At 58.1% G+C, this 19,081-nt stretch carries 18 protein-coding genes; 10 read left to right on the top strand and 8 right to left on the bottom strand.

Annotated elements, in window-relative coordinates:
- Positions 1–127: 127 nt before the first annotated feature.
- The 8 genes from QRN55_RS15200 to QRN55_RS15165 form a co-directional block, all read right to left on the bottom strand.
- Positions 128–772 carry a DUF8835 domain-containing pootine gene (locus QRN55_RS15200; protein WP_284777346.1) on the bottom strand — a complete coding sequence of 215 codons (645 nt, stop codon included), beginning with the start codon at positions 770–772 and terminating at the stop codon, positions 128–130.
- Entirely contained in the window at positions 765–1,181 is a 417-nt protein-coding gene (locus tag QRN55_RS15195; protein WP_284777345.1) for a hypothetical protein, read from the bottom strand. Before QRN55_RS15195 ends, QRN55_RS15200 begins: the two co-directional genes overlap by 8 nt.
- Positions 1,182–1,245: 64 nt before the next feature.
- Entirely contained in the window at positions 1,246–1,794 is a 549-nt protein-coding gene (locus QRN55_RS15190; protein ID WP_284777344.1) for a hypothetical protein, read from the bottom strand.
- Positions 1,795–1,991: 197 nt separating this feature from the next.
- Positions 1,992–2,156: a hypothetical protein gene (locus tag QRN55_RS15185; protein ID WP_010335706.1), complete on the bottom strand. Its 165-nt coding sequence runs from the start codon at positions 2,154–2,156 to the stop codon at positions 1,992–1,994.
- Positions 2,157–2,573: 417 nt separating this feature from the next.
- On the bottom strand, positions 2,574–2,879 hold the full coding sequence (locus QRN55_RS15180) for a hypothetical protein (RefSeq protein ID WP_284777343.1): 306 nt from the start codon (positions 2,877–2,879) through the stop codon (positions 2,574–2,576).
- Between the two features lie 97 nt (positions 2,880–2,976).
- Positions 2,977–5,115: a ParB/RepB/Spo0J family partition protein gene (locus tag QRN55_RS15175; protein ID WP_284777342.1), complete on the bottom strand. Its 2,139-nt coding sequence runs from the start codon at positions 5,113–5,115 to the stop codon at positions 2,977–2,979.
- A 124-nt stretch (positions 5,116–5,239) separates the two neighbouring features.
- Complete coding sequence (locus QRN55_RS15170; RefSeq protein WP_284777341.1) at positions 5,240–5,635, bottom strand: DUF2958 domain-containing protein; 396 nt, start codon at positions 5,633–5,635, stop codon at positions 5,240–5,242.
- The gene (locus tag QRN55_RS15165; protein ID WP_284777340.1) at positions 5,623–6,591 is read right to left on the bottom strand and encodes an ArdC family protein; all 969 of its coding nucleotides are present in this window, start codon (positions 6,589–6,591) and stop codon (positions 5,623–5,625) included. Before QRN55_RS15165 ends, QRN55_RS15170 begins: the two co-directional genes overlap by 13 nt.
- Positions 6,592–6,879: 288 nt before the next feature.
- Between QRN55_RS15165 and QRN55_RS15160 the strand changes: the two genes are divergently transcribed.
- The 10 genes from QRN55_RS15160 to QRN55_RS15115 all read left to right on the top strand — a co-directional run bounded on the left by QRN55_RS15160 (position 6,880) and on the right by QRN55_RS15115 (position 19,070).
- Complete coding sequence (locus QRN55_RS15160) at positions 6,880–8,694, top strand: McrB family protein (protein ID WP_284777339.1); 1,815 nt, start codon at positions 6,880–6,882, stop codon at positions 8,692–8,694.
- Complete coding sequence (locus QRN55_RS15155) at positions 8,694–9,980, top strand: McrC family protein (RefSeq protein WP_284777338.1); 1,287 nt, start codon at positions 8,694–8,696, stop codon at positions 9,978–9,980. Before QRN55_RS15160 ends, QRN55_RS15155 begins: the two co-directional genes overlap by 1 nt.
- 196 nt (positions 9,981–10,176) lie before the next feature.
- Positions 10,177–12,237 carry an ATP-dependent nuclease gene (locus QRN55_RS15150; RefSeq protein WP_284777337.1) on the top strand — a complete coding sequence of 687 codons (2,061 nt, stop codon included), beginning with the start codon at positions 10,177–10,179 and terminating at the stop codon, positions 12,235–12,237.
- Entirely contained in the window at positions 12,230–13,990 is a 1,761-nt protein-coding gene (locus tag QRN55_RS15145) for a UvrD-helicase domain-containing protein (protein ID WP_284777336.1), read from the top strand. The genes QRN55_RS15150 and QRN55_RS15145 overlap by 8 nt, the downstream gene beginning before the upstream one ends.
- Positions 13,991–14,207: 217 nt before the next feature.
- The gene (locus tag QRN55_RS15140) at positions 14,208–14,870 is read left to right on the top strand and encodes a Fe(II)-2OG oxygenase family protein (protein ID WP_284777335.1); all 663 of its coding nucleotides are present in this window, start codon (positions 14,208–14,210) and stop codon (positions 14,868–14,870) included.
- Positions 14,867–15,820 carry a hypothetical protein gene (locus QRN55_RS15135; protein ID WP_284777334.1) on the top strand — a complete coding sequence of 318 codons (954 nt, stop codon included), beginning with the start codon at positions 14,867–14,869 and terminating at the stop codon, positions 15,818–15,820. Before QRN55_RS15140 ends, QRN55_RS15135 begins: the two co-directional genes overlap by 4 nt.
- A 108-nt stretch (positions 15,821–15,928) precedes the next feature.
- Entirely contained in the window at positions 15,929–16,711 is a 783-nt protein-coding gene (locus tag QRN55_RS15130; RefSeq protein ID WP_284777333.1) for a DUF6650 family protein, read from the top strand.
- Between the two features lie 158 nt (positions 16,712–16,869).
- Positions 16,870–17,061, top strand: a complete 192-nt coding sequence (locus tag QRN55_RS15125; protein ID WP_284777332.1) for a hypothetical protein — start codon at positions 16,870–16,872, stop codon at positions 17,059–17,061.
- 71 nt (positions 17,062–17,132) lie between these two features.
- Positions 17,133–17,333, top strand: a complete 201-nt coding sequence (locus QRN55_RS15120; RefSeq protein WP_284777331.1) for a type II toxin-antitoxin system Phd/YefM family antitoxin — start codon at positions 17,133–17,135, stop codon at positions 17,331–17,333.
- Positions 17,334–17,372: 39 nt separating this feature from the next.
- The gene (locus QRN55_RS15115) at positions 17,373–19,070 is read left to right on the top strand and encodes a recombinase family protein (RefSeq protein ID WP_284777330.1); all 1,698 of its coding nucleotides are present in this window, start codon (positions 17,373–17,375) and stop codon (positions 19,068–19,070) included.
- Positions 19,071–19,081 lie beyond the last annotated feature (11 nt).

Genomic DNA, 19,081 nt, shown 5'->3' with positions numbered 1-19,081 from the left:
GCCCGGACAGCGCTCTCTCTCTACCACCCGGACCTGACCCTTTCCGGCCCGCCTCTCACTCTCAGAGCGCAGCATAAAAAAAGCGCCCCGACCGGACGGCGGGGCGCTTGTCAGTGTCTTCCCGGGATCATCCGAAGCGGCGACCGGCTTCGGTAAAGGTGTATTCATTGGCGGCGATGGTTTCATCGACCGTCTCGTCCAAGGACTGATAATCATATTCGCGTTCAAGCTGGCGGTAGAGCCAGCGAGCCAGATCGCGCAGCGCCTCGATGATCGTCTGCTCGGCATCGGCGGTCATGCCCTGCCAGGTCGGGCTGTCGCGCTCGACCGAGATCGCCATGCAGTATTCGGGATAATAATGGCCGCGATGGCTGGCATCGGCGCGAAGCTGATAAAAGTTTCGGCGCTGGATCGCCTGAAGGGCATCGGCGATGCGGTGCAGTTCGGTGTCTTGCGGGTCGTATTCCCGGATCAGGCGTGGCGCGTGTTTCCGGTAGGAATACCAGGATTCAAAGCACGCGCCGTCCCCCTGCGAGGAAAAGCCCCGGAACCAGATGCAGGGGTCTTGCCGTGTGCCGCCGCCCATCGACCGGACGGATCGGGTCTTGAGGTTCAGCCCGAGGATTTCCGCGATGCGCTGGAAATCCTCGTAGACGGCATCGTACCAGTCATAGTCGAAGCCGCCCTCACGATACCAGGCACGGGCCTTGTCCTTCGCCGCATCGGACAATTCGTCGAGGCGGTAGACGGTGGTTTCGATGATCTCAGGCATAGGGATAGCCTCCCTCCAGCACGGTGGAAAGCCAGCCATCGGTGTCGATCCAGTCCACGGTCTCGCCGGCGGCGAGATCGAGAACATGCGCGCCGCCACCGAACCCATCCAGGCGGGGTCGAGAGCAACTGTTTGCCCATTGCAATCCCCATAATCCGGTCAGGCCGAAGGTAGTCGCGCAGTGCATGACGAACCGGATGACATGCTCGGGGTCGCCGGTGTCATCGTCGCGGATCCAGAGCTGCGTGCCGTCATGTTCCGGCTGGATCGAGAGCAGGAAGCTGTTGGCGGGTTCATGTTCGGCACTGCTTCCATCCGGCAAGGCATTATAGAGATCGACGGCACGGATGGCATTCTCATGCGTCCCAACATCGAGCAGGCAGGAAAAATGGGTGTGGTAATCGGCCATGTCAGCCTCCTGAAACAAGAAAGCCCGGCATGGCACCGGGCAAAATGACGGGGATGGGTAGCGGTCACGCGGCCTGTGGCAGGCGGAGCAGATCAGCCGCGGCATCGCGCCAAAAGGGATCGACCAACCGTGCCTCCAGCGCAGCGGCGCGGTAACGCAGCCGTCTCGCATCAACGGGGTCTGATGTCCGAAACGCCATGCCACGCAGTCGGCTGGCCTCGGTCACGATCCTGCGTGCCTCGGCATCGCATGCGACCGGCTGTTGCCAGAGGATAATGCCGGCGCGGATTTCGCCGGCGAGGACCAGACGCTGATCATGGTCCTGAATGAGCATGATGCGCGGCTGAAAATACGGGAAGCTGTCCGGCCCCGTGCAAATATCGCCGCGCGACAGGCGCAAGGCCGCCGTCTGAATGGCCTCTTCCGGTGACGGGCATTCCCCAAGCGAGATTACGCGGTCAAAGCTGTTCGCCGTGTCACTGGCGTCATAGCTGGCCACACCAAGGCACGAGATGCGCAGCGGCAGCTTTTGCGCCCGATAAAGCGCGGGCAGAACATCGGCGGCCAGAATCTGACCGATGGAGCGGAAAGTGTCAGAACGGGCAAAGGTCATCAGGATCACTCCATGACGGGCGCCGGTGAGCCTCTCTCTCCGACCCTCAACCCGTCACGGCCGAACGGCCCGCACTCTTCCTCTCTGACCGGGTGCGCCCCGGTTCCGTTGCTGGCGATGGGCAACCATCGCAAAGCTGAAGGCCCGAAGCGCGGGCTGCCGCACTCGGGCCGTCGGGGATGAGGCGCTTTCGCGCCTTATTCCCACGGGTCCAACTCCAGCTTTACCATGTCGTCGTCGCCGTCGAACTCGGCGGCAGGGCAAGCGGCGTGGGTGCCGTCTCCGGCCTGGAACACGACGATCGAAACCATCAGCGTGGTGGCGAGGCTGGCGGCGAAGGCAGTGGCGTCTGCATAGGACATGGGTTCCGGCTCCTGTCTTTGGAGGCGGGGGACCATCCCCCGCGCAACAGGCGCCCGAAGTGTCTGACCGGATCTGCAATCACCCGAGGGCGTTCGGACTTTTTCCGAATCCCCGAGGGCGGCACGCGCGCGTAAGCCGACCCCTTTGAGGTTGAATGTCAAAGAGTCGGATCGGACCAAGGTTTGCGAATGGAAGCGGGGGTGGTTTTTCGCATCTGACAGGATGCCGAATACCCGTCGCAGATGCTCTGCCGCGCCAGCCTTGCAACCATGCTGGCAACAGGATCGTGTTCCCTTCAGGCCAGAGATGGATGCCGCTTGTCCTGATGGAGACGGCGGATTGCATGGTGAAGCCGGATTGGACCCGTCCGGTGCAGACCTCCCATCCTCTCTGCCCGACGCCCTGCGATCGGGTCTTCAGCTCCAAAGCTCATCGGCGATTTCGCGGGCGATCATCGCGCGTGCTTTCATCATCAGATCGTCGCCCGATGTGTCGATATGACCATAGAAGCGCGCGCGGCCGCCATGGGCAGTCCATTCGGCGTAGCGGCAATATTCACGGGCATCGAGCCGGAACACTCGCATGTCTTCGGCCCAATGGGGCTTTGGCTCGACGACTACGGTGATGCCGTCGGGGGTTTCCTCCCAGGGCAGCGTGCGTTCGTTCGGATGGTTCTCCCGATCCTGGGCAAAGATTTCGTCAATGCTGATGCTGGCAGCCATGGCGGCTCTCCAAAGAAAAAGCCCGATCACGAGGACCGGGCGAGTTGCGGAAATGGCGGGTGATAAACGGGGCGACCGAAGCCGCCCCGCATGAGTGCTATTCAGCAGCGACCATATGCTGTTCTTCCTCGTCTTCAGCCGGGTCGTCCTCGCCATCACCGGAGAGGAAATCAGGCAGATCGTCGGCTTCCGCCGCAGCGCCCGATGCCGGATCGACTTCGATACCATCGTCCACCATGCGCAACGGCTCAGGCAGCCAGCCGGAATCGGCCAGCAGGCGTTCGGCTTCCTTGGCCATGTCGCCCTTCTTGAGGTGCCCGATCAGATCGGCAGCCCGGTCTCCGGCCCCTTCGCGCACAGCTTCAAGGATACGCGGCTTGGTCACGCGGCCGAGATAATTGCCAACCGTCGGCCGCCAGCCCACGGCCACCATGTCGAGGCCAGTTGAACGCGCGAGCCGGTCAGCCTGCGACAGGCGGATGTCCAGCCCGTGCTGGCTGACGCTCGTGCCGCTGTAAGGGTTCGGCTTCTCATAGAGCGCATTGACACCGAAGCTGACGCAATGGGCGAGCAGATCCATGCGCGAACCATCGTCCAGATCGGTCAGCCAATCCCAGAGGGCGGCATCGTCTGCGGGGACATGATCGCCCCAGCGCTCGTGCCGGTCAGCGATAGCCTTGGCCGACGCGCTGTCGCGCAGATCCTCGGCCTGTGCGGGCAGATGAACCTCCCGGACTTGTGCTTCCAGGCAACCACGACTGGAATGCGGCATGAAGCAATCCATGACCAGCCGGTGGAGCAGTGCCGTCATGGCGACATGCGGGTTCACCGCGACGGCATCACGCAATGCCAGGGTCCGATGCGCCGTCAGCTCACTGACCAGACGATCAGGCAGAGGCTTGATGGTCTCGGTCTCGTCGTCATCCTCCTGTTCGACCGGCTGACCGCCCAGCGTGATCACCGCACGCATGCGGCTCACCTCCGGTTCTGCCCGCTGGATTACCTCGCCGGTTTCCGGGTCAACGATCACAGGCTCCGGTTCCGCAGGCGTTTCATCCTCGGCGCGAACATAGCCGCGCTCGACCAGCAATGCGCCATCGGCCTCGATGCTGATGAACACACCGGCAATGCCCATCTGATCCGGGTCGAAGGTCATCGGGCGGCGCTCGAAGGTTTCCAGCGCCTGTTCGATCTCCACGAGGCGGGCGTCGATCTCGTCAGGCAGTTCGTCCGCCTCGCCATATTCGGCTTCAAGCCGGTCATATTCGTCGCGCAGAGCCTCGCGGGTGGCGCATTCCTCTTCGCTCAGATCGACCGTCGTGCCGACAATCTGGCGAAGGCCATGATCGTGACCGTAAGGAAAGGTGATGGCGACCTCGATCCACTTCCAGCCCTCGGCGGCAATGGCTTCGGCCTCGGCCTTCAGCTTTTCGCCCACCAGCCGGTCGAGCAGCACCGGATCTTGCAGCCAGCCGCCGTCATCCTGCTGGAAGAGATCGCGCAAGACGCAGCCCCCAGCCTCTTCATAGGCGGCAATGCCGACAAACACTGCCCGCTTGTCGGCGGCGCGGACCGTGGTTTCGGTCAGCAGGCGCCGGATGTGGTAGGGTTCCTTCTGCCAGCCGTCCTTGATCGCCTCCCACACCTGCTCCTGACGGGCATGGTCAGAACTGACGCTGAAGGCCATGAGCTGTTCCAGCGTCATGCCGTCCTCGGCATAGATTTCGAGCAATGCCTGTGAGACGGAAACCAGACGCAAGCGCTGCTTCACCACCTTGGCATCCACGAAGAAGGCGGCGGCGATGGCCTCCTCGGTCATGCCCTTCTCGCGCATGGCGTGGAAGGCGCGGAACTGGTCGAGCGGATGCAACGGTGCGCGCTCGATATTCTCGGCGAGCGATACCTCGTCGATCAGCACATCGGCGCTGGCCTCCGACACGACGCAGGGGACCGGCGCGACCTTGGCGAGGCGCTTCTGCTTGACCAGCAGTTCCAGTGCCCGGAAACGGCGACCGCCAGCAGGCACCTCGAACATGCCGGTTTCCTTGCCCTCGGCATCCACCACCGGGCGAACATGCAGAGACTGGATCAGGCCGCGGCGGGCGATGGACTCGGCCAGTTCCTCGACCGAGATCCCGGCTTTGACGCGCCGGACGTTGGACTGGCTGAGAACCAGCTTGTTGAAGGGAATGTCGCGCGAGGACGACAGGGTGATCTTCTGAACGGCAGTGGCCATGTCAGTTACTCCATGACGGACGCCGGTGAGCCTCTCTCTCCGGCTATCAGCCCGTCACGAAGCGAAGCCCCGCCCTCTTCCTCTGAAGAGAGCGACGCCAGCCGCAGAACCTGAAACCCGGAAATCAGGCACTCCGGTTTTCTGTATCGGCGGATGTACGGGAAAAGGCCGCGCCGACGCGGTAGAGCAGGCGCTCGGCGGCGCCGATGCTGCCGGTCTCACGGGCGGCATGTGCCCAGACCGAGATCGGGAAATCGCCGGTGAACAGCAGATCGCGCTCGATCCCCATGCCGAAGGGCAGCCGGACTGACTGCATCTCGCCAAGGCTCCACGACCCCAGTTCGGGAGAACCGAGATCGGCCAGACCGAACATGATGTCGCCATCCTCATCCAGTTCGGTGGCGAGCCAGACGCCTTCACCGAGAGGATTGAAGAACTTCACGACAGGGATGTGATCCTGATCGCGCTGGCGGCCATTGGCCAACAGCCGGTCGCGCTGTGTGCCGGTCAGGAGGAACATGCCGCAGCCCTCGGCTCGGCCGCTGCATCCGGCTCCCCGGTGTCTTCGGCAGGCAGATGCGACAGCAGCCAGTCCGCCGCCTTGCTGGCCTGTGAGGCGGCGCGGACGATGGCGCGGGAATCCTCGCGCATGACCTCCAGCCACGACCCGATGTAATCGGCATGGCGCACGGTCGGCAGGATTCCGAGCGCGGCGCAGCTGAAGGCCGCAGTCTGTTCCGCAATCATTTCCTCGAAGGCGTATTTCTTCGAGCCGAACGAGCCGGTCAGATCGCGGTTGAGACGGCTGTGATGGCCGCTGGCGTGCCCCAACTCGTGCAGGGCCGTCCGGTGCCAGTTGATCGCCTCGAAATAGGCTTGCGGAGGCGGCACCTGCACATAGTCGAATGACGGCATATAGAAGGCGCGGTTATCGCCGATACGGAACTCGATGCCGGTGGCCCGGATCAGCGCCTCGACCCTAGGTTCGATCAGGCCCGGCGGCGGTGGCGGCGCGACTGCCGTGATGTCATCGGGCAGGCCATCGCATTGCGCGGCGTTAAAGACCGTGAACCGCTTCAGGAACGGGATGGAATGCGCATCCTCACCCGTTTCGCGGACACGGCGCTTTTCGTCCTCGGGGGTGAAACGGTCAGCATAAACTACGGTCGTGCCGCGCTCGCCCTTCCTGACATTTCCACCGAGCGAAAGCGCCTGGCGGAAAGTCAGCCACGCCTGACCGGGGAAGCCATGCTGGATGACAGCTCCCCAGAGGATTAGAATATTGATGCCTGAATAGGACCGGCCGGTTGAAGCATTTTTCGGCAGGCCCAGCGGGGCGGTATCCGGCGACGCGCCCCAGGGCTGGACCCAGGGGAGCCGGCCTTGCTCCAGCTCAGCGATGATCTTGTTGGTGATGTCGTCGTAAAGGTTACTGCGCGCGCCACCGTCAGCGGGGCTGTGATCGTGTCTGGCCATCGGGATGATCTCCGCGACGGGCGCCGGAAGCCTCTCTTCCAGTCCTCAACCCGTCACGGAAAATCCGTCCGCACTCTCTCTCTCAGGGGCGTTGCGGGGTCTCCCTGCTGATGGGGGTGCGTCGGCAACGCCAGTGCCGACCAGGGGGAAGGCTTTCCCCCAAATGCCTCTGTATACTGGACAAAAAGAGCTTTGCTGGTTTCTTATGCAAGCTGGACCGACTCGCGCCGGTCGGAAGACGAATATTGCATGCCGCAATGATTATCTAAGTATTTCCGAGGAATTTTCGTGGCCCGTTATAACCCAGATGTTGATCTTTCTCCCCTTTACGAGACGATGGATCGTCTTCGCGCTGATTGCCTGATCGGCGATGGTTCCCTGCTTTCACCTGGACGCTCACTCTGGACCGCTGAACACTTTGCAGAGTTGCAGCGTACCTACGTGCAGAACCTCGATGAGGGCGAAGGCAAGTTCTTCGAAAAGCTGAAAGTCCAACTGTCTGACGCCACCGCTGAAGCGCACTGCCTGATGGCCGAGCTGATCTGGCTACTTTATGCCTTCCAGCGCCGCGATGTCTCTCCCCCGACCAAGGATCGGAAAGTCCGCGAGGTTTGGTCCTGGTCAGGGCAGGATTTGCCGCAAGATGTCGCGGCCCTGACCGAACAGGTTCTTTACGGTGTCGGCCGGGCTGGCCAAGGATATAACAACAATAAATGGCGCGAGCTCGTTCTGTTGATTACCGCAATGCAGGATCTCAAATCCAGGCCTGTTGAGGAACGTCGACGCCTGCTTGGGGACGGCGGCGCATTTGCAAGTTGGTTCGAGATACAGGTGAACGGCGAAAATCGGCAATTGCGTCATATCCTGCCCTTCCTGCTTTTTCCTGACAGCTTCGAGCGCATCAGCGCCGGCCAGCATAAACGGGATATTCTGGCTGGCTTCGGGGCCGCAACCGCAGCCGATGTCGGTGCTATGGGCATAGCCAAGCTCGATGACGCACTTCTGACTTTGCGCAAGAGCCTTGAAGCCAAGCATGGTTCACACGTCGATTTCTACGAGGGTGACTTCAGGCCTGTCTGGCAGAAGCCGAAAGAAAAGAAGGCGCACTCGAGAGATAAACTGGATGAAGAAGCCGTCGTGCCAGCTCCATCCGGTTTTGAACTGAATACGATCCTCTATGGCCCTCCGGGTACGGGCAAGACGTTCAGCACCGCACAACGCGCCGTCGAGATATGTCTAGGCCAGGTGGCGTCCGATCCGGGTGCAGTGCGCGCGTCCTATGAGCAACTGGTCAAGGACGGGCGCATCGACTTCGTCACCTTCCACCAAAGCTATACCTACGAAGATTTCGTCGAGGGACTGCGACCCAAGCCGATGGCATCGGGGGCAGGCTTCACGCTCGAACCGGAAGCTGGTGTCCTGAAAGTGATGGCAGAGCGGGCGTCGAAGCAGGCCAGCAACCACGTCCTCATTATTGACGAGATTAATCGCGCCAACATCTCGAAGGTTCTGGGCGAACTCATCACGCTTCTGGAGGCAGACAAGAGACGGGGGGCGCCTGCGGCGATCACCGTCACACTTCCTTATTCCAAGACCGCATTCTCCCTTCCGGCAAATCTGTACATCCTTGGCACGATGAACACGGCAGACAGATCCATTTCGCTGCTGGATACAGCACTGCGTCGGCGTTTCGTGTTTGAGGAACTGCCACCCGATTCCGCAGAACTCGCAGGCATCGAACTCGACGATAGTGCGCTCGATCTTGCAGCCATTCTGGACAACCTCAATCTGCGCCTTGTCTATTTCCTGGGAGAGGATGCCCAGATCGGCCACGCCTGGTTTATGGGCGTCAAGACGAAAGCCGAACTCGATCGCGTAATGGCATTCAAGGTCATCCCGCTGCTGCGAGAGTATTTCCATGACGACATTGAACGGGTTCGTATTGTTCTGGGTGGCGGCGACGGCTTCCTGAATCGAACCCTTATTCCGGTTCCCACGGGGGCTGAGGGATTTGCTGAGGATCGGTATCGCTATTCCGATGTTTTTCGGGAAGAAGGCGCATACCCTGAAGCAGCTTACATGGCTCTTCTGGGACACGAATAATGCCCAAACAGAAAAGCCATTACTCTCTGCCGGAATGGTCCTCTCTGCCCATTGGACCCGACGGAATCAGCGAAGGACAAGCCGAGCAACTGCATCTTGCCGCAATCACGGCAGCCCGCAGGCTTGGCGTGGCAGAGAACGGCGTACTGGCGCGCGGCTTTCGGAAGCTTGAAACCAAGCAGGTTTGCGGCATTATTTCCGTTCCAGGGATAAGTTTGGAAATCCTGCCCAAGCTCCCCGACGAGGACGGTGCATTGCGAGCGACCCTTGTGCGGATGATTGCGGTCGCCTTCGACATCCCGCTTTCAGAGGGGCAGATCGCGCAGATGGCCGCACAGGAGAGCGACCTTCTCGAAGCCTTTATCAACCTGTTTGTCACACGGCTCGCGGAGCAAGCGAAATCCGGTCTGACGCGCGACTATGTGCCAGAGGAGGATGTTTTGCCTAAGCTGCGGGGAGCGCTCGATGTGCGGCAGCAGATCGCTCGCCGTTCGGTTGATCCTTCCCGCCTGCATTGCCGGTTTGACGAATTTTCCGAGAACACACCGCTCAACCGGCTGTTTAAGGCCAGCTTGTTGCGCATCATCTCCTTTGTGCGCTCCGAGCCTCTGCGTCGTCGAATCGCTAACTTGACAGGGCGCTTCGCCGACATTCCCGGCAGCCCCGCCCCACTGAGGGAGCGTATCGTCTGGAACCGGATGAATGAGCGCTTTCGTCAGGCGCATATGCTTGCGCGTATGCTGCTGGAAGCAGAGTGGCAAAACACGAGTTCCGGACACGGCACGGGCATTTCGTTGCTCTTTCCGATGAACCTGCTGTTTGAACGCTACGTTGCCCGCTGGCTGCAACGGGTCCTTCCGCCAGGATCGGTGTCAGTTCAGCGCCGACAGTACACCCTGCTGCAGAATGGCGCCTACCCTCTGATCCCCGACATCGTAATTGACACCCCTGATGGCCCATTGGTCATTGATACGAAATGGAAGGATCTCGGCGAACATTCAGGCTCCGCGCCAAATGTGAGGCAAGCCGATCTTTACCAACTCGCGTCCTATGGGGCGGTCTATAACGCAAGCCGCGTCATACTTCTTTATCCTGGACGGAAGCGCACGCCACCAACGACATGGCACTATACCGCCACAGACCGCAGAGTGGAAATCTGGCAAGTCGATTTGGCTCAGGTCCAACAAAGAAAGGATTGGGAGATCATCACTGACGCCATGATCCATTATATGGAAAACGGCATTCCTCCTAGGGTAGATATCCTGCTGACGAGATTAGTTTCGTGATGAGCCTGTAGGCGGTTCGAGCAATATTTGAAAGAAATAGAGAAGCAATGAAAATTCATGGCTTCAGAATCAGTTAGAGCCATGCAAAAATACTCGTTGCGCCGATCCGAATCGCAGATTTCATGATGTATAATCACAGAACTAACGACTAGACGTTGGAATTATATTGGGGCCGTGAAAGTTGAAGTTACACAATGTGAAGATTGAAAACTTCCGATTGCTGCAGGACGTCGAGATTGGATTCGAAGATAGAACCACGCTGATCGTGGGACGAAACAATAGCGGCAAAACATCGATTGCAGAGCTTTTCCGCCGACTCCTCTCAGAAAAGGCTCTCACCTTCCGTCTCGAAGATTTTTCTCTCGGCTGTCACGAGAAATTCTGGAATGCATTTGAGGCGTTCAGTGCTGGAGCGGACGTATCGGACGTACTGGATACCCTTCCGGTAATTCGTATAATAATTGATGTTTTGTACGACGTTGAAATGCAAGACCTTGGAGCATTGGGCGATTGCATCATCGACCTAAATCCAGACTGTACATATGCGCGTCTTGTCCTGACTTTTGGCCCTCGACCCAACGCAACTACATTGCTCTTCGCCGATCTCCCTGCACCAGAAGAAGATGGGGAGAATGCCAAAAGCGCGCTTTTCCGTGCTCTGGGAGCGCGGGTTCCTGTCGCCTACAGCTCGGCATTAGAGGCGATTGACCCTAACGACTCCACGAATAGGAAGCCTCTCGAAACGAGAATGCTCACTACTATAATACAAGGCGGTTTCATCAATGCACAACGTGGATTGGACGATGACACGAAACGCGAACGAGATGTTCTTGGTAAAGTAGTAGAAATACTTTTTCAGTCGGCGCTGAACGATCCGATCGATCCTGAAAAAAGGACTACCGCCGAGCAGCTGAAAGTCGCTGTCGAAGATATTCAAAGCGATCTGCACAGCGACTTCAATGTAAAGCTCACATCGCTGCTGCCCACGTTCGAGCTGTTCGGCTACCCCGGGCTGGCTGATCCAGGGCTCATCACTGAGACAAGCTTTGACGTCGAGAGATTGCTAAGCGATCACACCAAGGTCCGCTATGTCGGGAAAAACGGGATAACACTTCCAGAAACCTATAATGGTCTCGGCGTGCGTAATCTCGTCTTCATGCTACTGCAAATCTTGCGCTTCTTTCGTGAGTATCAGGCGACACCGACGGCGGCTGGCGTGCATCTAATCTTTATCGAGGAGCCGGAAGCGCACCTTCATCCCCAGATGCAGGAGGTATTCATTCGGCAACTCGATCAGATCACGAATGCTTTCGTCGCTCAATTGAATGATAATCTCCCTTGGCCTGTCCAGTTTGTCGTTACGACGCATTCTCCGCACATGGCTAACGAGGCCCGCTTTGAATCCATGCGTTATTTCCTATCGAAGGCGGAAGAAGATGGCGTTCGGCGAACCATCATTAAAGACCTGCGCCGGGGTATGGGAGCTGCGCCCGAGCCTGATCGGGAGTTTCTACATCAGTATTTGACCCTCACACGTTGCGATCTGTTCTTTGCAGATAAGGCCGTCTTGATCGAGGGAACGTCGGAACGCCTCCTCCTTCCGACAATGATTCGAAAAACGGACAATGCGGCCCCTGGAGCACCACAACTGGGGAGCCAATACCTAACAGTCATGGAAGTAGGCGGAGCCTATGCTCATCGCTTCTTCGATTTGCTGACGTTCCTCGAACTCCGCACATTGATTATTACGGACATAGATACGGTTCGTCCCAATGCAAACAACAAGCGCGAGGCCGTACCTGTCGCCCAAGGGCAATTCACAAGCAACGGTTGTCTGAAGGCATTGTACGGTGCCGATATTTCCCCGGCTGCCTTGCTCATCAAAACACCAAACGAGAAGATTACCAACGGCATGCGCATCGCATACCAGATTCCCGAACAGGATGGTGGAGCCTGCGGGCGCAGCTTCGAAGATGCGTTCATAATCGCGAACCCTGGCCTTTTTGCGCTTGGAGAGGAAAATGTTGCAGCGGCGGCGTATGAACTCGCCGCGGAACAGAAAAAGTCCGCCTTTGCTCTGCAGTATGCGATCACAAACACCGAATGGAGTGTTCCCCGATACATCGCTGAAGGTTTGAGGTGGTTGGCACAGGGTAATCCTGCTCCTGTGGCCCCCCCAGAGGCAGTAGCGGTCGAAATCCTCGCCGAAGCTGCCGGGCTCGAGATCGACGCGATCCAGGAAGACGAACATGGCTGAGGGACAAGAAAGCCCAGCAGATGCCGCTGGTCGCATTGCTCTGGAACGCATGTTCGCTTGCTTGGATGAAGGACGCAGCTTTCGCCTAGAGGCGGGTGCCGGTGCCGGAAAGACCTACTCTCTTGAGAAAGCACTTCGCAGACTGATTGAAAAGCAAGGCTCCGCGTTGCTGCGGCAGCGCCAACAAATTGGCTGCATCACCTACACCAACGTCGCCAAAGACGAAATCATTGCCAGAACGAACGCGCATCCTGCGGTGAGACCCGAAACCGTTCACGGTTTTTGCTGGTCAGTCCTCCAAGATTTCCAGCCTACGCTTCGTGAACTGGTTCCCGGGTTGCCGACATGGGAAGAGCGACTTGCGGACACCGGCGGCATCGGTCAGCGTCGTATCCACTATGAACTCGGCTACCCCGGCGTTACGGACGATCAGGTTTCACTTCGCCATGAAGATGTACTGTCACTGATGATCCAGGCGATAAGCCGCCCCAAGTTTCGCCGGGTTCTGACTTCGCGATATCCCATTCTGCTTATCGACGAATATCAGGACACGGATGCCGGATTCGTTGATGCGTTGAAAGAATGGTTTCTTGATAGAGGTGAAGGCCCGTTGATCGGTCTTTTCGGCGACCATTGGCAGAAGATTTACGGCGAGGGATGCGGGCTGGTGGAGCACCAGACACTTGAGGTTATCGACAAGCAAGCGAACTTCCGATCGGTCGATCCGATTGTGCAAGTCCTGAACCGTATGCGCCCAGACTTGCCGCAGATGGTTAGCGATCCCGCTGCGCAGGGTGAGGCCCGTGTATTTCATACAAACAACTGGCCAGGGCAGCGGCGAACCGGACAAGGAGGAGGCCACTGGAAAGATGACACCAGTCCTGAGGCAGCTCGTGCTTACTTTCAGTGTGTGAAGGATCGGCTGGCTGCCGAAGGCTGGGATCTTTCTGTAGAGAAAACCAAAATCCTAATGCTAAGTCATAGTATTCTTGCTCGGGAACAGGGCTACGAAAACATTCGGAGCATCTATGGCCAGTTCAACGATCCCTGGTTGAAGAAGGAAGATCCTCACATCAAATTTCTTGCGGACCAGCTTGAACCCGCTTGCGCGGCATTTGAGGCCAACCATTATGGGCAAATGTTCGAGGCATTCGGGTCCAGTATGCCACGCATCCGCCGTCACGAAGACAAAATCGCCTGGACCAATGGCATGAACGCTCTCATCGCGTTGCGGCAGACCGGAACGATTGGTGAAGTAATCGATTTCATCGCCGCCCAGCCGCACATGCGGCTGCCGGCCGCTGTGGAACAACGCGAAGCGAAGCTCGCTGAGGCAGGAGATGAACCCGTAGAAGGGGAGTCGCGCCGGATCACCCAGCTTAGAGGGCTGCGGGCGGTTAGCTATACGGAGTTGATAGCTTTGGATCGTTTCATTGACGGGCACACGCCATTTGCCACAAAGCACGGCGTGAAGGGCGCGGAGTTCGAGAATGTTTTGGTGATCGTGGGACGTGGCTGGAACAAGTACAACTTTGTCCAAACCCTAGAATGGATGGATGCAGCACCTCCCGCTGATAAGCAGGAGTTCTTCGAGAACAATCGAAATTTGTTCTATGTTGCATGTTCGAGACCCCAGGTTCGCCTAGCGTTGCTGTTCACGCAACTCGTTAGTCCCGCAGCGATGGCGAAGCTCACAGAGCTGTTTGGTGAGAACAATCTCGTCGCTCTGCCTCCTGATCCGGTCGCAGCATGAGAGCAGCTCTAAACCCACTTCAAGAAGCACACGGAGACTATCGTCCAAAACCAGAGCCCGTTGTCTCACACGATCGAACGTACGATAGGCCCCGCGATTTCATGCAAGACGCATTTCCTCGACAGCATGGTTCTCGGGGCAATCTACATCATGCCGTCGCTCGATATCGAGTCGGCGACCTGCCGATAGCCCAGAAGCCAACTAGAATGACTGAGAAATGATGGGGTTCGATCTGAGACAGAAAATTACCGAAAGCGGCTACGCCCTAATCTCCCAGCATCGTCCTAATGCCGACATCGTCGAAGTCGCTAATGAACTCGGCGATCCGCTCACGCCTTGGGAAGGCGGTCTTGTCCAAACTTTAATTCCTCGCGAAGAATCGGCTCCGAATACATATAGCGGGAACTTTGGACTGGGCCGTTTTCCCTTTCATACCGATCTTGCCCATTGGCGCAGACCACCGCGCTACTTACTCCTACGATGCCTAATTGGATATGATGACGTTCCCACATTGCTGATCGATGGCCGCGCGCTCGTCAACACCATTTCTCGAGACACTCTCGCACGCGCAATTTTCAAGCCACGCCGGCCCCGCGATGGAGCCCTTGCGCTTCTTCGCCTGCTCGAACGTACGTCGGATGGCGCCGATCTCCTACGATGGGATGAAATATTTCTTCGGCCAGCGAGCAAAGTTGGCGACACCGCCGACGCCCAGATTCGTGATTGGCTTGCGAAACGTGCCTCGTTGTCGATTGCCCTCATTCGTCCGGGGGATACCCTGATAATCGACAACTGGCGCATGCTGCATGCCCGTTCGCCGATACCGCTAGGACGAGAGAATCGTTCTATTGAGAGAGTATATTTGGGAGGGCTAAAATGAAGACGACAATCAAGCCGGGCGCAACGCCGGCAACCTTCGATCCGGAGGCACTCTACGCGAAGGCTGTGCGCTACATCCAGAACATGGATGAATATGACAGCGATAAGTGGGAATACGCTCTCTGGTCGAGCCTCGCTCTAGAATTTCTTGCCCGCGCCGCTCTTGCAAATGTAAGCCCCGCGCTGCTTGCAGAAGCCGATAAAAATGGATCGAACCTCTATTTTGCGCTTGGCTTCACTCCGTTCGAAGAGAGGTTCTCGCCGAGATCCATCGCAATCAGCGAGGTGTTCAAGCGCCTCTCAGGGATACTGCCGGAGTTCACCAAAGAGCACGAGAGCTTCGGTGTCGTGCATACCGGTAAGCGCAATGCCGAGCTTCATACTGGCGAACTCGCATTCGAGGGAATTAGGGGATCGACCTGGCAACCAAGATTCTATCAGACTTGCCAAATCCTTCTAACGTCAATGAGCATCCCACTCGATGAATTCCTTGGCGAAGACGAAGCGGAGGTTGCGAAGAAGCTGATCGATGCAGCCGCAGATGAGAGCGCGAAAGCCGTGAGAGGGGACGTTGAGGCGCACAAGAAGGTCTGGAACGCCAAGCCAGAACACGAGCGTACGACGCTGCAAACGCAGGCGTCAGTGTGGGCCACCCGTCAAACTGGTCATAGAGTCCACTGTCCGTCATGTGCGTCGACCGCACTTGTGCTGGGAGAACCGGTTTCAGCCCCCACGCAGAAGCTCGACGACGACGAAATCATCGAGACGCAGGAGTACCTCCCGACTCATTTTGAATGCGTAGCCTGCGGCCTCAAGATTGCCGGCCTCTCCAGACTCGCAGCCGTTGGGCTCAGCGATCGATACAAGAAGACGCAGACCTACGATGCAGCAGAATACTATGCTCCTGCTGACGATTGGTCCGACTACGAAGACGACAACAACGAACGTTGATAGTCGGCTCCAAGGTAACTTGGCCCGATACACCATTGATGCGCTGCGGAGAGCAGTGGAGAGAGCCCAAAGAAATTAGCTGCCACCGAGCGGCCGAAGGAGAAGTCTATGGGGGCGCGAGATGAGTTCTCACCCAGAACCAAACAAACACTTGCAGAACGAGCTGCGCACTTCTGTTCGAATCCTGACTGCCTTAAGTTGACTGCGGGGCCACATTCGGATCAGGAGAAGAGCCTGAGAACCGGTCATGCCGCTCACATTAGGGCCGCCGCAAGCAACGGGCCGCGCTACGATCAGAACCAAACTCCGGAACAGCGCAAGCACATCTCAAATGGTTTGTGGCTTTGCAGGGAATGCGGTGACATCGTTGATAAGGATTCTTCGCCTCACAAGCCCGAACTTCTCCGCCAGTGGAAACATGACCATGAGGCGTTGATCGCGGAGGTTCGCACGAAAGGCTACGCGCAAAGCCTCGTGCTTCTGCAAACACGGCAACAGGCACCCCAGCTTGCGAAGGACATAGTCTCAGAATTTGAGGACCACCGCGCACTCTGGGAGTCGTTTGACGCAGAATTCCCCGACCGGGTTCGCCAATCGCTGGATCGTCTGCGATTCAGGTTACTTGATTTACGAAAGGGGCTACCCCAAGGTGGCGAATTGGATCTGGTACTCCAATCATTGACGAAAACGATCCTAACGTTCTTCGTTCAAGTTGAAGAAATCGACTTGGTGACGCTACGTTGCGACAGCGGAAACCCCAGTTGGTTGCGGTTTAGAGATGCGCTAGCGACGCTACGGAAGTCGGTCGGACTGCAGCTTTTCCATCTTTGCGATGCTTACAAGACTAGTCCCACCGATGAACTAGCACAAATAATGCCCAGAACCGACTAACAGAGCGATAGTGGAGTACATCGCCACCAAGCGACCCATCCCTTTTTTACGCCACGGCATCCTATTCACCGCACACGGCTGCTCAAGACCTTCCATGCGGATGTCATTCCGCGCTTCCATTCTCCTAGCCCCTTTCCGGGGATGGGATATTGGAGACGATGGCGGTCAAGCGTAACAGGATCATTATCGAGGTTACTGCCTCGACCGGACCGGAAACGGACCGGAATGATCCCGGACGTAAAGATGCAGCCTTGGTGTCGCTTGCTCGCCTGATTGGTCGCCAGATTGCCCGCGAGCAGTTCGAGCGCAAGTTGACAGCAGAACGCAAAGCTCAGCGTCAGATCCGTTGACCTGCAAATCCCCTTGCACTTATACGTGTAATACGTATTTTATAAGCAGACCTATTCCCCTGGAGTCTGCAATGCCAACCACAACCTCCCTCGAATTCCAGCGCAAGTTCGGACAGTATCTGAACGAGTCTCACCGTGAGCCGGTAGAGATCACGCGACATGGCCGGCGCGAGTTTGTGCTGATGTCAGCCGCCCAATATGACGCGCTACTGTCAGCGGCGCAGCGCAGGGGCGAGACAGTCGAAGCCGCCTCCGAACCCGAACGGAATTAAGACACCTCCCCGAACACGGAGCTTGAAAGGACTGCCAATATGACTCGCGTTGCGCTCTATGCCCGATATTCTTCCGACAATCAGCGCGAGGCGTCGATCGAGGACCAGTTGCGCATCTGCCGCGAGCAGGCGAAGCGCGAGCAGTGGAAGATCGTCGGAACCTACAAGGATGCGGGCATTTCCGGCGCGAGCATGATCCTGCGCCCCGGCATCCAGTCGCTCCTTCAGGATGCGCAAGCTGGCCAGTTTGACATTGTGATGGCAGAGGCACTGGATCGCATCAGCCGCGACCAGGCTGATGTCGCCACCTTTTACAAGCACCTCAAGTTCGCTGGTGTTCCGATTGTCACACTGTCCGAGGGCGAGATCAGCGAGCTTCATGTCGGCCTCAAGGGCACGATGAACGCACTGTTCCTGAAAGACCTCGCTGCCAAAACCCATCGCGGCATTCGAGGCCGCGTCGAGGACGGCAAATCGGGTGGCGGACTGTGCTTTGGCTATAACGTCGTCAAGCAGCTCGATGCACGCGGTGATCCCGTTCGCGGTGACAGGGAGATCAACGAAGCCGAGGCGAATGTTGTCCGGCGCATTTTCCGCGAGTTCGCCGCCGGCGTGGGTCCACGCACAATCGCCCGCACATTGAACGAGGAAGGTGTCCCCGGTCCGGCTGGCAAGCTCTGGAGCGACACCACGATCCGTGGCCATGTGAAGCGCGGCACGGGGCTGGTGAATAATGAACTCTATATCGGTCGTCTGATCTGGAACCGGCTTCGCTACATCAAAGATCCATCGACCGGAAAGCGCGTCTCACGCCTGAACCCGGAATCGGAATGGATCATCAAAGACGTCCCGGAGCTGCGCATCGTCGATGACAAACTCTGGCATTCGGTCCGTGTCCGGCAGGGCGAGATAGCCGAGAAGTTTGCCAACGTCACCGAAGCCGTGCGCAAGCACCACAAAAAGAACCGCCTGAACGGCACACGTCGGCCGAAGTCCCTTCTATCTGGCTTGGTGTTCTGTGGCTGCTGCGGAGGCCCCTACTCGCTTCGCGGCGCTGATCGGTTTGCCTGCTCTACCCACATCAGCAAGGGCGCGTGTTCGAACAGCCGCACGATCCCGCGAGAGGAGCTGGAAGCTCGCGTGCTCTCCGGCCTGGAGGACCGCATGATGGCGCCTGAGATCGTTGAGGAGGCGATGCGCGCCTATGCGGAGGAGACCAATCGGCTGAACCGGGAACGCCGCTCCAGCGGCGATGCCTGGAAAGCAGAGCTGGTGAAGATCGAGAAGCAGATCCTCGGCATCATCGAGGCGATCAAAGCCGGGATGTTCCACGAGAGCATGAAGGCTGAGATGGACGCGCTGGAGGCACGCAAGACCGAACTGAACAGCCTGCTGGCTGGTGCGCCAGAGGACACGCCGGACATTCTGCCAAGCGCCTCGGCGATCTATGCGAAGAAGGTTTCTGCCCTGACCAAGGCGCTCAATCGCAAGGAAGAGCAGCAGGAAGCGGCGGAGACATTGCGCGGCCTGATCGAGAAGATTTCGCTCACACCGGGGCCGGAACGGGGCGAGATTTACGCGACGTTGCATGGCGAACTGGGCACGATCCTGAACTGGACAGAGCGGCAAGCTATTGGAAAAACTGGTAAAACGACAAAACCCGCCGCAGGGGCGACGGGTTTGTTGGTATCAGTGGTTGCGGGGGCAGGATTTGAACCTGCGGCCTTCAGGTTATGAGCCTGACGAGC

It is taken from the genome of Agrobacterium sp. lyk4-40-TYG-31, from assembly GCF_030209855.1.
Lineage (GTDB): Bacteria > Pseudomonadota > Alphaproteobacteria > Rhizobiales > Rhizobiaceae > Agrobacterium > Agrobacterium vaccinii.
Note: the sequence above shows the minus strand (reverse complement) of the source record. Positions and strands in the feature narration are given on the sequence as shown.

What these genes read in the sequence shown, in the direction of transcription:
- QRN55_RS15170 (WP_284777341.1), bottom strand. Translation starts at nt 5,635, where the DNA reads ATGTTCCTCCTGACCGGCACACAGCGCGACCGGCTGTTGGCCAATGGC.
- QRN55_RS15120 (WP_284777331.1), top strand. Translation starts at nt 17,133, where the DNA reads ATGCCAACCACAACCTCCCTCGAATTCCAGCGCAAGTTCGGACAGTAT.
- QRN55_RS15115 (WP_284777330.1), top strand. Translation starts at nt 17,373, where the DNA reads ATGACTCGCGTTGCGCTCTATGCCCGATATTCTTCCGACAATCAGCGC.
- QRN55_RS15195 (WP_284777345.1), bottom strand. Translation starts at nt 1,181, where the DNA reads ATGGCCGATTACCACACCCATTTTTCCTGCCTGCTCGATGTTGGGACG.
- QRN55_RS15155 (WP_284777338.1), top strand. Translation starts at nt 8,694, where the DNA reads ATGCCCAAACAGAAAAGCCATTACTCTCTGCCGGAATGGTCCTCTCTG.
- QRN55_RS15145 (WP_284777336.1), top strand. Translation starts at nt 12,230, where the DNA reads ATGGCTGAGGGACAAGAAAGCCCAGCAGATGCCGCTGGTCGCATTGCT.
- QRN55_RS15125 (WP_284777332.1), top strand. Translation starts at nt 16,870, where the DNA reads ATGGCGGTCAAGCGTAACAGGATCATTATCGAGGTTACTGCCTCGACC.
- QRN55_RS15190 (WP_284777344.1), bottom strand. Translation starts at nt 1,794, where the DNA reads ATGACCTTTGCCCGTTCTGACACTTTCCGCTCCATCGGTCAGATTCTG.
- QRN55_RS15185 (WP_010335706.1), bottom strand. Translation starts at nt 2,156, where the DNA reads ATGTCCTATGCAGACGCCACTGCCTTCGCCGCCAGCCTCGCCACCACG.
- QRN55_RS15180 (WP_284777343.1), bottom strand. Translation starts at nt 2,879, where the DNA reads ATGGCTGCCAGCATCAGCATTGACGAAATCTTTGCCCAGGATCGGGAG.
- QRN55_RS15140 (WP_284777335.1), top strand. Translation starts at nt 14,208, where the DNA reads ATGATGGGGTTCGATCTGAGACAGAAAATTACCGAAAGCGGCTACGCC.
- QRN55_RS15135 (WP_284777334.1), top strand. Translation starts at nt 14,867, where the DNA reads ATGAAGACGACAATCAAGCCGGGCGCAACGCCGGCAACCTTCGATCCG.
- QRN55_RS15200 (WP_284777346.1), bottom strand. Translation starts at nt 772, where the DNA reads ATGCCTGAGATCATCGAAACCACCGTCTACCGCCTCGACGAATTGTCC.
- QRN55_RS15165 (WP_284777340.1), bottom strand. Translation starts at nt 6,591, where the DNA reads ATGGCCAGACACGATCACAGCCCCGCTGACGGTGGCGCGCGCAGTAAC.
- QRN55_RS15175 (WP_284777342.1), bottom strand. Translation starts at nt 5,115, where the DNA reads ATGGCCACTGCCGTTCAGAAGATCACCCTGTCGTCCTCGCGCGACATT.
- QRN55_RS15130 (WP_284777333.1), top strand. Translation starts at nt 15,929, where the DNA reads ATGGGGGCGCGAGATGAGTTCTCACCCAGAACCAAACAAACACTTGCA.